Origin of the sequence: Bacillus sp. 007/AIA-02/001, assembly GCF_004634455.1 — a bacterium.
Taxonomy (GTDB): Bacteria; Bacillota; Bacilli; order Bacillales; family Bacillaceae_G; genus Bacillus_A; species Bacillus_A cereus.
Genome location: NZ_SEIY01000018.1, coordinates 74,334 through 86,760 on the forward strand (window position 1 = coordinate 74,334; position 12,427 = coordinate 86,760).

Consider the following 12,427-nt stretch of genomic DNA (forward strand, 5'->3'; position numbering starts at 1 on the left):
TTCTTAGTTTATCACAGCAGATAAAATGTTACAAAAAATAAAACAATTATTCACAACCTATCCTTGTTCACATTCTCTCTATTGTGAATCTTTTCACATTGGATATATAATAAACGTGTAAATACAATATTGGAGGGATTTCAATGGTTATCAATTTTTTAAGAACTGATAAACGTGCTACTTTCATATTATTACTTTTACGGCTTTACATAGGATATACATGGCTCGCTGCTGGGATAGGCAAAGTCTTCGGACAATCTTTTGACGCAAGCGGTTTTCTAAAGGGTGCTATTGCTCAAGCATCAGGTGACCATCCTGCAGTACAAAGTTGGTGGGCAGATTTTCTTCAACATTTTGTCCTTCCAAACGCAGACCTATTTAGCTTTTTAGTTCAATGGGGAGAAATTTTAGTAGGTCTAGGTTTGATTTTAGGCGGATTAACAAAAACAGCTGCATTTTTCGGAATCATAATGAATCTTTCATTTTTATTAAGCGGAACTGTTAGTGTAAACCCAAACCTGCTTATTTTGACTATGTTCATTTTAGTTGCAGGGCAGAACGCTGGACGTATTGGATTAGATGGCTATGTTTTCCCTAAACTTTTCCGTAAAAACAACCACAGAACATATAAATTAAGTAAAACTGCGTAGTAACAATTTACTTTTAAAATATAAATAAGAAAAAGAGCCTGAATATAGGCTCTTTTTCTTATTTATCCTAATTTAAACTTTTAATGAACCACGAAAACCTCTGGCAGCATAGTAAGAGTCTGCTCCATTGTGGTACACGAAAACATGTCCAAAGCGATAATCGCAAAATAGAGCACCACCAAGCTCTCTAATATCTGAAGGTGTTTGTACCCAACTCGATGATTTCATATCAAAATCTCCAAGTTGTTGTAACTCTCGATATTGTTCTTCCGTTAATAACTCAATACCCATAGCGGCCGCCACATCAATAGCGTTATTTTCTGGTTTATGCTTTTTTCTTGATTCTAACGCTTCAAGATCATAACAAAGACTTCTGCGGCCTTTAGGACTCTCCTTTGAACAATCATAGAAAGTATATTCGTCCTTTTCTTCATCATAACCGACAACATCCGGCTCACCGCCAGTTACTTCCATTTCGTTAAGTGACCATAATTTTTCAGTATTAGCTTCTATCTTCGCTTCAACTTTAGCCCATTCAAGACCTTCATGGCGGTTCATGTTTTTCTCAAAACGAGCTTGTAATACTTTCAATAGCTCTTCACTTTTTTCTACTAGTAAGTCATTTTTATTTCCTGTCATATTAGACCTCCCTGATGTGTGTACTGATAGTAGTTTCAGTATATATTTTATAATAAATCATCTCAATATGAAGAGCATTTCAACCTTATGCCTTGTACAAAAATCCATTATAAAGTCCTAAAACCCTCCATGCTCTCTCCAAGAATATAGTGTGAAAACCACATCAAGTTCTGCTTCATAATAGCCACACGAACTCCTGGTTGGTCAGAACTATATGCCATTCCTTTAAATATAATTAATTCTGTATCAACTTCCATATCCATTAATCCTTGATATAGATCATATGCATTTGTAATTGGAATTGGAATTCTTGCATCCTTTTCCCCATGTTGAATTAAGGTAGGCGTACAAGCTGATTTAATATACGTCATAGGTGATGTCTTCGTATATATATCTGGATCATTCCATGGAGTATTTCCTAAATACATTCTAATAAAGTAAGGTATATCTGTATTTACATAATGGGTACTCCAGTTAGTGATTCCACCGCCAACTGAAATAGCTTTAAACCTGCTACTAAATGTAGAACAGAAAGCTGATACATATCCACCGTTGCTCCATCCCATAACTCCTACTCTATCTTTATCTACTATCCCTTGATCAACTAGTTTATCAACTCCTGATATAACATCGTCGTAGTCAGCAATCCCCTGTTTTCTATAGTTAGCTTTTAAAAATTCATTACCATAACCTGAACTTCCTCTGTAATTTGGCTCTAAAACGATAAAGCCTTTTTCAACAAACTGTTCAATCGGATATTTCTCATTGAAACAGTCTGAAAATATCGGAAAAGATGCCCAAGCCGGACCACCGTGAATTACTACTAATAAAGGATATTTTTTATTAGTGTCAAACTCTACTGGCGTTGATAAAACACCTTCTATTTCAAGACCATCACTACTTTTCCATGAGATGATTTCCCTGTTACTTTTAAGTTTCCCTTTGAAAAAGCTATTTTCATCCGTTATTTTTTTATCGTCTAAATAGATTTCAAAGGTTTCATTTGTTATAGCCTTATTATAGGTTATATGATTTCCATCCTTTGTTATAGAGGCATCCATTATAAAGCCATCTATCTTGTCGCTTAATGCTTCCACAGTGCCATCTTCAGCTAGTAATCCAATACGATAATTCGTTTTATCCTGCCACCTAATTAAAATCCCTTTAGCCGTCCACTGTAATGGCATAATCGTACTATCAAAATCGGTTAAAGGTTGAATTACTTCTCCCGTATTCATATCATATATCTCTAATGTACTATCTTGTATATGATTTTTATAGTAATCCTTCTCTCTTATGCTTGCTGTGTAACATATTTTACTGCCGTCAGGAGAAAAGCAAACACTCCCTCCCAACAACTTATCCACATTCAGCTTTTGTAGCTCTCCAGCTTTAATATGGAGTATGTATAGATCTCCATTTATATAATCTGCCATATTTGAGCTTGGTGTCGTTATAAATACAACCTTTTTACCATCATTTGAAATATCAAATTCATGGATATGAAAGTCCTTACCATCCGTTAATTGATAAACAACTCTGTTCTCGTGTTCATCTGTATCACTTTGTATCACCTTTTCTATTTCAATGTAATATAAACAATCATTCTGGTGTTCCTTACCTATATGTTGAAAATCTCCATATAGCTCCTTACGTTTCTTTATCTCTTCACATTCTTTTGACTGCGTAACATAATAAAGCCCCTTGCCAGTAGGACCCCATTTGAATGTACTGACTCCTTCTTTCTCATCAGTAATTTGAACCTCTCTATAATCATCTAGTGACTTAACAAATATCTGATTTTCCCCGTCACCAACTGGACTAAGATATGCGATACACCTAGCATCTGGAGACCATAATGGGTGTGTACTATCTATATCACCATTTGATAATGGGTAACTCTGCTTCTTATCTTTTTCATATATCCATACATGATTCCTATATGTATTGTCTTTCCAATCAGCCGTCTTCTTAACAAATGCTACGTTTTTACCATCATCACTTATGTTTGTACTTGATACGGTTGGTAATGAAATAATCTCTTCTATACTTAAATATGTTTTTGCTTTCACTTTCATATAATAAGCCCCCTTGTAATGTCCATGAATCTACCGTCTCTTCTTGTCGTAATAAAGGAAATTGTTCACGGATACTTAAAATAGTAACGGAAAATTCAGATAAATAAAAGTGAATCCGATAAAGTAAAACTTTAATCTATAGGGCTCTTTCCGCTTATCAATTTTAGATGTTCTTTTTCGACACAAAAATACCCCTTTAGATAAAATATCTAAAGGGGTGCAAATTTGTAAATTTATTTTAAAGCTATAACTATATTTATTAACCTACCAATCTCCTACTCAACAGTAACAGACTTAGCTAAGTTACGTGGCTTATCAACGTCACACTCGCGGTGAAGTGCTGCGTAGTATGAGATAAGTTGTAATGGAATAACTGCTACTAGCGGTGCTAGCGCTTCGTGTACAGCTGGTAATACGAAGCTGTCACCTTCCATTTCTAAGCCTTTCATTGAGATGATACATGGGTTAGCCCCGCGTGCTACTACTTCTTTCACGTTACCACGAATTCCAAGGTTTACGTGCTCTTGTGTAGCAAGTGCGATAACTGGTGTACCATTTTCAATTAAAGCGATTGTACCGTGTTTTAACTCTCCTCCAGCGAATCCTTCTGCTTGGATGTAAGAGATTTCTTTTAGTTTTAACGCACCTTCTAATCCTACGTAGAAGTCTACGCTACGGCCGATGAAGAAACAGTTACGCGTTGTTGCTAAAAATTGTTTTGCTAATGCGTCCATTTCTTCTTTTTGATCACAAAGTTCTATCATTGCATTTGCTACAAGTCCTAGTTCGTGTGTTAAATCGAAATCAAGAACTTCACCTTTTGCTTTAGCAATATCAGCCGCTAAAATTGAAAGTACTGCAAGCTGTGCTGTGTAAGCTTTCGTTGATGCAACTGCAATTTCTGGTCCAGCGTATAACGGAAGTGTATAATCAGCTTCACGAGAAAGCGTAGAACCAGGCACGTTTGTAATTGTTAATGCTTTATGCCCCATTTCATTTGTTTGTACAAGTACTGCACGGCTATCAGCTGTTTCACCACTTTGTGAAATGTAAATGAAGAATGGTCTTTCTGTTAATAATGGCATGTTGTAAGAGAATTCACTTGCCACGTGTACTTCAACTGGCATTTTTGCAAACTTCTCGATAAATTGTTTTCCAACAAGACCTGCATGATAACTCGTTCCACATGCAATGATGTAAATGCGATCGCTATCTAAAATCGCATTGCGGATGTCTTGATTTAATTCAATTTCGCCATTTTCATCTTGATACTTTTGAATTATATTACGGATTACAAGTGGTTGCTCATCGATTTCTTTAAGCATGAAATGAGGATATGTTCCCTTTTCAATATCACTTGCGTCTAATTCCGCTGTAAATGGTGCACGTTCAATCGTTTCACCTTGTAAGTTTTTAATTGTAATACTTTCTTTCGTTACGATTACGATTTCTTTATCCATTAACTCAATGAATTGATCTGTAACTTGTAACATCGCCATAGCGTCGCTTGCCACAACATTAAAGTTGTCACCAACACCTACTAATAGCGGGCTTTTGTTTTTAGCAACATAAATCATGTTTGGATTTTCAGCATCAAGTAATCCGATTGCATAAGAGCCATGTAAAAGAGATAGCGTATTACGGAACGCTTCTTCTACACTTAATCCTGTGCTCACTTGTTGTTCCATAAGCTGCACGATAACCTCTGTATCTGTTTCACTTACGAACGTTACATCTTGTAAATATTCCTTTTTCACTAATTCATAGTTTTCAATTACACCGTTATGAACTAATGTAAAGCGTTTTGATGTACTTTGATGCGGATGCGCGTTTACTTTACTTGGAACACCGTGTGTAGCCCAGCGTGTGTGTCCGATACCTACGCTTGCTGCTACGTTCTCATCTACGATTTCACGAAGTTTTGCGATACGGCCTTTTTCTTTGTATACAACAACACCGTTCTCTGCTTGTACTGCAATACCTGCTGAATCATATCCACGATATTCTAGCTTTTCTAAACCTTTTAATAAAATTTCCTTTGCATCTTGCTCTCCAATAAATCCTACGATTCCACACATGTTTAGTCGCCGTTACAAATGCTTACACTGCTCTGCGAACATGTAACGACATAGTCCGATACCATTTTTATTTATACTAAAAAACGGATTACATATTGCTAGCCCTGTAAGCTTGTAACGGCTTTCACCTTCCTCTCGATTGGGTTTAAGTCCGTATATACTTATACAGCTAGTTTTCATCCGTTCCTCTTCTCTCATCACACTTTCACCTTTGTCCACTAAGTCACCTTAATGATTTAAGTAAAAGCTTGCGGTTGTGATGAACAACCGGGAGTCATCCGCCGAAATCTCGATAAACCCCACCTCGTCAACTACACTATTTGTAGTTCTGGCGCTTTTATAATTTACAATATTTCCTTTGAGAAAAAGAACAAGACCATCTTATAACAAACATGGATAAACCGTCAATGAAATTTTTTTCATCGTCTATAAAACATATGAAAAAGGAGCACTTTTTGTGCTCCTTTTTCATATAAATTCAGCTAATTATTCAGCGCCAACTTCGGCTTTCACAACTTCTACAATGCGATGTACATATGCATCACAAACTTCTTGTGTTGGTGCTTCTGCCATTACACGAATAAGTGGCTCTGTTCCAGATGGGCGAACAAGAATACGGCCATCACCGTTCATTTCTTCCTCTACAACACGAATAATTTCTTTAATTTTTTCATTTTCTAATGCTAATTTTTTATCTGTTACACGAACGTTTACTAGCAATTGTGGGAATTTCGTCATTTCCCCTGCAAGCTCAGATAATGGCTTTTTCGTCATTTTCATGATGTTTACAAGTTGAAGTGCACTTAACATTCCATCACCAGTTGTAATGTAATCAAGTAAGATAATATGGCCTGATTGTTCTCCACCTAGGTTGTAACCTCCGCGCTTCATTTCTTCCATTACGTAGCGGTCACCAACTGCTGTTTTATCACTTGTAATATTATTTGCTTCAAGTGCTTTGTAGAAACCTAAGTTACTCATAACAGTTGAAACAACTGTATTATGTTTTAATTGACCAGTTTCTTTCATGTACTTCGCACAAATGAACATAATTTGATCACCGTCAACGATGTTTCCTTTTTCGTCTACAGCAATTAAACGGTCGCCATCGCCATCAAAAGCAAGTCCGATATCCGCACCTTTTTCTTTTACCAATTCAGCTAAGCCTTCTGGATGTGTAGATCCTACACCCTCATTAATATTCATACCATTTGGAGAAGTTCCCATCGTTGAAATATCAGCTTCTAGGTCTGCAAATAAGTATGGAGCAAGAGAAGAAGTTGCACCATGTGCACAATCTAAAGCGATATGTAGGCCAGAGAAATCTTCTTCAACAGTTTGTTTAATGTACTGTAAATATTTTTGTCCACCTTCAAAGTAATCACTCACTTGTCCAAGATTAGTACCTGTCGGACGTGGTAGTTCATCAACTTCTTTGTCTAATAAAGCTTCAATCTCAGCTTCTTGCTCATCTGTTAATTTAAAGCCGTCTGAACCAAAGAATTTAATACCGTTATCTTGTACTGGATTATGAGATGCAGAAATCATAACACCCGCTTGTGCGTCTAGTGCTTTTGTTAAATAAGCAACGCCCGGTGTAGAAATAACGCCAAGGCGCATTACTTCTGCTCCAGTTGATAATAGCCCTGCTACTAAAGCTCCTTCTAACATATGGCCAGATACACGTGTATCACGACCAATAATTACTTTTGGACGATCTGTATCTTTTGTTAATACATAACCACCAAAACGTCCAATTTTGAAAGCTAATTCAGGTGTTAACTCCTTATTTGCAACTCCGCGTACTCCATCTGTACCAAAATATTTACCCATTATGATTCGCTCCTTTTTCTTGCTCTTTTTGATTGTGATTATCTACTGTTGGTTCTTGACTCGTTTCTTTATCTTTATCTTTATTTTGATTTTGGTTTTGATTCTTTTCCTGTTCTTTTTCTGAATCAGGTTCAGGATTTTTTGGTTTCTCATTTTGATTTTCTTGATCGGTGTTTGAATCCGGTTGTTGACCGTTACCCTGTACTTCTTTATCTGGTTTTTCTTTCTTCACAATAGTAACTTTAGCACTTTTTTGTTTTGGCTCTATTGAAATATTACCAGGACCACTCACTTGAATTGAAATATCTTTCGTTCCTGGAGATACATTTTGCAGATTAATTACCGCTGTTATTTGAGCAGCTGTTATTTTATCTACTATACTTGCTTCTCCTGAAATATCAACACTTATCTTTCCATCTTGCGGCGAAAGTAGCTGAGCAGTAACATCTTTAGAAAGTCCATTTTTCTGGATTGGGATACCATCAATCGTTTTTGTTTTCGTTTGTTTTGTTTTTTGCACTCCCACCGAAACCTTCACTTGATTCGGTTTGGCACTTGTTACACCCTTGGGTAATAAAACAGAGGCATCGAATGTTGTAGACTCTGTCAATTGACTAAGATCTACTTCGACCCCCTCTAGCGATTGTATATTATCCAAAATATCTTTTGGACCAGCTATCGTTACTTCTCTCGGTTCAACACTGATATTTGTAACCGCCAATCCTTCTGCTAAACTCCCCTTCTTCGTATACGTTACAGGAACAGTTTTTTCAGTATTATTGGCTGTATTTTGCGTTGCCACATTCAACGTTACACTAATCTTAGATGGACTTGTTCTTACATTTAAACGTTTTCCTTCTTTATTGTATAATGTAACTTCGGGCGTTTTTGTAACAGTTTTATTAACACCTTTTAAATCAACATACGCTTTGGCAGATGAAATGCTTTCAATTTCTTCTTTCGTCCCAACTACCTCAACAGTATCCGGTTTAAGGCTTGATTTTTCTAGAGTAGCCCCCGCTGGCATCTGATCCTCATTTGATAATTTCAGATCTACATGAACATATTTTCTCGCCTTTTCATGAAGAGTAACTTTAATTGTTGATGGCTGAACTGTTCCTTTCACATCATCTGGAAGCCCGTTCGTTTTTAAAGAAATCTCATAAGTTCCTTTTGGACTATCTCGCAAATCAACTGGTATGTCAAATTGTTTTTTTGCTTTTGCTGTAGCAACTGATGCTTTTGGGCCTTCTAATTTTACTTTAACGCCCTCTGCCGGAATACCACTTACAATATATTTCTCCTCATCATACTTAAGATTAATAGCATAATTAGTTAATGTTTCTTTCGTATCATTTGCAAAAGGTAATATACCTGATGTCGTATTTTTTTCAGTTAACGTCGCTGACATAAAAAGCATACACGCCAATAGTAATGAGATCCCTTTTAAAAACCAATGATTCTCCATTAACTTATCCATGACGCTTTCTCCTCCAATTCCATAAAGACGAAGAAGTCGTTTTTTCGTTTCCACTAAATTCAGCTAATAACATATCCTTCAGCTGTTCTGTCTTCAAATCACGATGCAACTTACCATTTTTCGTTAAAGAAATTTGACCAGTTTCTTCAGACACAACTACTGTAATACTATCAGTAACTTCACTAACTCCCATTGCAGCACGATGTCTAGTTCCTAATTCTTTAGAAATAAACGGACTTTCTGATAATGGAAGATAGCATGCTGCTGCTTTAATTGTACTTCCTTGCATAATTACCGCTCCGTCATGAAGAGGTGTATTTGGAATAAAAATATTAATAAGTAATTCCGATGATACGTTTGCATTCAGCGGAATACCCGTTTCCACATAATCACCCATACCGGTCTCTTTTGACAAAGTAATTAATGCACCAATTCTACGTTTCCCCATATATTCGGTTGCTTTTGCTATCGCTGTTGCAACCATTTCAGGTTCATCATCCTCATGCGTTCCAACACGCGAAAATAAACTTCCGCGCCCTAGCTGCTCAAGTGCTCTTCGCAATTCTGGCTGAAAGATAATAATAACGGCTAAAAATCCCCACGTTAATACTTGTTCAGTTAGCCAAGATAGCGTACGCAATTCAAGGAAAATACTGATCATCTTAACGACGATAATAACTGTAATCCCTTTTAAAAGTTGAACAGCTTTTGTCCCTCGGATTATAAGAATTAGCTTATATATAATAAACCATACAATGGCAATATCTAATGCCGTACTAAGATATTTCAAAATGGTCGTATCTTCAAAAGGCATGCTATCCCTTCCTCCTACTTACGAGCAATTCTATCCATATATTGAAATATTGTTTTATGCTCTATCTGTATGTATTTCCAACAACTAGTTAATTATACCATACATGAAACAAACGACAATTACAAACAACCCCCTTTAGCTCAAATTGGTAAGATGTCAAACATTTTTATTGTACAGTATAATATAAATCATTATTATACGCCTATTTTCAAATAAAAAAAGCAACTTCTCAGTTGCTTTTCTTACATTTATTTTAGTTTTTCACCGAATAAAGAACCCATTAAAGCAACTGCTGTTGTTGCCGTTCTATTTCTCTCATCTAAAATCGTATTTACCTCAACAAATTCAGCAGATGTGATAATATCAGCTTCTGCTAACATTTCCATCGCCAAATGACTTTCACGATAAGATAGACCGCCAATTACAGGCGTTCCAACACCTGGTGCATCATGAGGATCAAGACCGTCTAAATCTAATGATAAGTGTACACCATCAGTATGAGATAAATATGCGATTGTTTCTTCCATAACAGCCGTCATCCCCATACGATCAATTTCATGCATTGAGAACACTTTAATACCTTCATTGCGAATGAAATCTTTTTCTCCTTCATCCAATGCACGCGCACCGATAATTACGACATTCTCTTTTTTCACCTTTGGATATGCTCCGTATAAATCTACAAGTGAAGAATGTCCATAACCTAAACTTGCTGCAAGTGACATACCATGAATATTTCCAGATGGTGAAGTTTCCTCTGTATTTAAATCACCGTGTGCATCATACCAAATAACGCCTAAGTTTTTATAATGTTTTGCTACACCAGCTAATGTACCGATAGCAATACTATGGTCACCACCTAATACAAGTGGAAAACGACCTTCTTCTATAATATGATCCACCTTACTTGCTAATTCATTACATACAGTTGCAACTTGTGTAAGGTTTCTTAATTTTGTATTTTCATCTATCTCTTTTTCTCTCTCTATACATATATCTCCCATATCTTTAACGTCATATCCAATTTCTTCAATTCTTTCAATTACCCCTGCATAACGGATCGCGCTCGGTCCCATATCAACTCCACGACGCATCTGTCCTAAATCCATTGGAACTCCAATAACTGAGATTTCTTTTTTCATAGATAGTATCCCCCTTTTATGCCTTCACTAAATATTTTAAATCTTTTATATAGTCTGACTCAACTCGACATTTTTCTGTATGGATATACAATTTATTCACTTATATTCATACTGAAAACCAAATTTCAAGACTATTCTATGTATAAAGTTAACTTAATGAAACAATCGCAATCACTATTATTAAATAATAATAATAAAACACTCCTACATTTAGAAGTGTTTTTCTGATGCTATTTTCCATACTATTGCAATATTTTTTGTTGTCATTTCAATATTTTCTTCTGCTACTTTATATGCTTCTTCTAGTGTCATCGGTCTCGTTGTAATACTAAATACCGCATCTATTCCTTTCTCGTACACAGCTGAATAATCAGATGATACAGACCCTCCAATAGCAATTACAGGCACAGAAAAACGTTTTGCACGCCCCGCAACACCCACAGGAGCCTTTCCATATGCAGTTTGTTTATCTATTCTACCTTCACCAGTTATAATGAGATTTGCATCTTCTATATGTTTATCGAAATTTGTATAATCTAATACAATTTCAATGCCCCTCCGCAAGTCTCCCTTTAACACTGAAATAACAGCCGCTCCCATTCCTCCCGCTGCCCCTGCACCAGGTATTTCAGATACATCAAAAGATACATATCGTTTAAGCATATTCGCATAATGTTGTAAATTCTCATCTAGCTCTTTCATCATCTCTACATTTGCACCCTTTTGTCTCCCAAATATGAAAGATGCTCCCTGCATTCCGACTAATGGATTATCCACATCACATGCCGCTTCTATCTTTACCCCCTTTAAGCGGGGGTCCATTTGTGAAAAATCAATAGCAACAATCGAATGTAATGTGCCTCCAGATGGATCTATTACTTCACCCTTGTCATTTATAAATCTTACTCCTAAAGCTGCTAACATACCTGCCCCACCATCATTTGTAGCACTTCCTCCAAGTCCTAAAATTATGTACTCCACTCCTTGATCTAGTGCATGTAATATAAGTTCTCCTGTTCCTTTTGTCGTTGTAATAAGTGGGTTGCGCTTTTCAACTGGAACGTGCTGTAATCCTGATGCTGCTGCCATTTCAATAAACGCTGTCTTTTTATCTTTAGAAATGCCATAAAAAGCTTGTATACCTTCTCTAAGCGGTCCTGTCACACTAATTGATATAATTCTCCCCCCTGTAGCATCAACAAGTGATTCAACCGTCCCTTCTCCTCCATCTCCAATTGGTATTTTCACATACTCTGCATTAGGAAAAATTGCTCTAAAACCTCTTTCAATAGCTCCACATACTTCTATAGCTTTTAGGCTTTCTTTATATGAATCAGATGCAATAACAACTTTCACAATTATCTCCCCATCCCTTATTTTTACGTTTTCTTCATTTTAAACGACAAGTATAAAAGTTGTCTTTTTAAACACAAAAAAAGCTTACATCATATGATGTAAGCTTTTTTATTTAGATGGAGCCTAGCGGGATCGAACCGCTGACCTCCTGCGTGCAAGGCAGGCGCTCTCCCAGCTGAGCTAAGGCCCCTTATTAATTAAGCGGAAGACGGGATTCGAACCCGCGACCCCAACCTTGGCAAGGTTGTATTCTACCACTGAACTACTTCCGCAAAAATGATGAGCCATGAAGGACTCGAACCTTCGACCCTCTGATTAAAAGTCAGATGCTCTACCAACTGAGCTAATGGCTCGTAA

The 12,427-nt window shown here is 36.6% G+C and carries 10 protein-coding genes and 3 tRNA genes; 1 reads left to right on the top strand and 12 read right to left on the bottom strand.

Features of this window, described 5'->3' with window-relative positions; all coding sequences use genetic code 11:
• The first annotated feature begins 143 nt into the window (after positions 1-143).
• Entirely contained in the window at positions 144-650 is a 507-nt protein-coding gene (locus tag ES895_RS24610; protein ID WP_000236368.1) for a DoxX family membrane protein, read from the top strand.
• A gap of 72 nt (positions 651-722) precedes the next feature.
• Here the strand turns inward: ES895_RS24610 and ES895_RS24615 are convergent, their stop codons facing one another.
• From ES895_RS24615 to ES895_RS24670, 12 genes are all read right to left on the bottom strand, one after another.
• A complete protein-coding gene (locus ES895_RS24615; RefSeq protein ID WP_098207612.1) occupies positions 723-1,289 on the bottom strand; it encodes a DUF4256 domain-containing protein in 567 nt (188 codons plus the stop codon).
• A 107-nt stretch (positions 1,290-1,396) separates the two neighbouring features.
• On the bottom strand, positions 1,397-3,367 hold the full coding sequence (locus ES895_RS24620) for a S9 family peptidase (RefSeq protein WP_135238718.1): 1,971 nt from the start codon (positions 3,365-3,367) through the stop codon (positions 1,397-1,399).
• Positions 3,368-3,642: 275 nt separating this feature from the next.
• Positions 3,643-5,445 (bottom strand): glutamine--fructose-6-phosphate transaminase (isomerizing), encoded by a 1,803-nt coding sequence (glmS, locus tag ES895_RS24625; RefSeq protein ID WP_000334163.1) that lies wholly within the window; start codon positions 5,443-5,445, stop codon positions 3,643-3,645.
• A gap of 12 nt (positions 5,446-5,457) precedes the next feature.
• The gene (locus ES895_RS24630) at positions 5,458-5,643 is read right to left on the bottom strand and encodes a hypothetical protein (protein ID WP_001206405.1); all 186 of its coding nucleotides are present in this window, start codon (positions 5,641-5,643) and stop codon (positions 5,458-5,460) included.
• A 288-nt stretch (positions 5,644-5,931) separates the two neighbouring features.
• Entirely contained in the window at positions 5,932-7,278 is a 1,347-nt protein-coding gene (gene glmM / locus ES895_RS24635) for a phosphoglucosamine mutase (protein ID WP_000521476.1), read from the bottom strand.
• Entirely contained in the window at positions 7,271-8,758 is a 1,488-nt protein-coding gene (locus tag ES895_RS24640; RefSeq protein WP_016111280.1) for a CdaR family protein, read from the bottom strand. The genes glmM and ES895_RS24640 overlap by 8 nt, the downstream gene beginning before the upstream one ends.
• On the bottom strand, positions 8,751-9,572 hold the full coding sequence (gene cdaA, locus ES895_RS24645) for a diadenylate cyclase CdaA (RefSeq protein WP_001115697.1): 822 nt from the start codon (positions 9,570-9,572) through the stop codon (positions 8,751-8,753). The genes ES895_RS24640 and cdaA overlap by 8 nt, the downstream gene beginning before the upstream one ends.
• A 248-nt stretch (positions 9,573-9,820) precedes the next feature.
• Positions 9,821-10,714 carry an arginase gene (gene rocF / locus ES895_RS24650; RefSeq protein WP_000711563.1) on the bottom strand — a complete coding sequence of 298 codons (894 nt, stop codon included), beginning with the start codon at positions 10,712-10,714 and terminating at the stop codon, positions 9,821-9,823.
• Positions 10,715-10,924: 210 nt separating this feature from the next.
• Positions 10,925-12,070, bottom strand: coding sequence for a glycerate kinase (locus ES895_RS24655; protein ID WP_000869581.1), 1,146 nt, complete (start codon positions 12,068-12,070; stop codon positions 10,925-10,927).
• Positions 12,071-12,187: 117 nt separating this feature from the next.
• Positions 12,188-12,260, bottom strand: a tRNA-Ala gene (locus tag ES895_RS24660).
• 10 nt (positions 12,261-12,270) lie between these two features.
• Positions 12,271-12,342 (bottom strand) — tRNA-Gly (locus ES895_RS24665).
• An 8-nt stretch (positions 12,343-12,350) separates the two neighbouring features.
• A tRNA-Lys gene (locus ES895_RS24670) sits at positions 12,351-12,423 on the bottom strand.
• Positions 12,424-12,427 lie beyond the last annotated feature (4 nt).

Coding starts and splice junctions, on each gene's coding strand:
- ES895_RS24640 (WP_016111280.1), bottom strand. CDS start 8,758: ATGGATAAGTTAATGGAGAATCATTGGTTTTTAAAAGGGATCTCATTA.
- rocF (WP_000711563.1), bottom strand. CDS start 10,714: ATGAAAAAAGAAATCTCAGTTATTGGAGTTCCAATGGATTTAGGACAG.
- ES895_RS24630 (WP_001206405.1), bottom strand. CDS start 5,643: ATGAGAGAAGAGGAACGGATGAAAACTAGCTGTATAAGTATATACGGA.
- glmM (WP_000521476.1), bottom strand. CDS start 7,278: ATGGGTAAATATTTTGGTACAGATGGAGTACGCGGAGTTGCAAATAAG.
- cdaA (WP_001115697.1), bottom strand. CDS start 9,572: ATGCCTTTTGAAGATACGACCATTTTGAAATATCTTAGTACGGCATTA.
- ES895_RS24610 (WP_000236368.1), top strand. CDS start 144: ATGGTTATCAATTTTTTAAGAACTGATAAACGTGCTACTTTCATATTA.
- ES895_RS24615 (WP_098207612.1), bottom strand. CDS start 1,289: ATGACAGGAAATAAAAATGACTTACTAGTAGAAAAAAGTGAAGAGCTA.
- ES895_RS24620 (WP_135238718.1), bottom strand. CDS start 3,367: ATGAAAGTGAAAGCAAAAACATATTTAAGTATAGAAGAGATTATTTCA.
- glmS (WP_000334163.1), bottom strand. CDS start 5,445: ATGTGTGGAATCGTAGGATTTATTGGAGAGCAAGATGCAAAGGAAATT.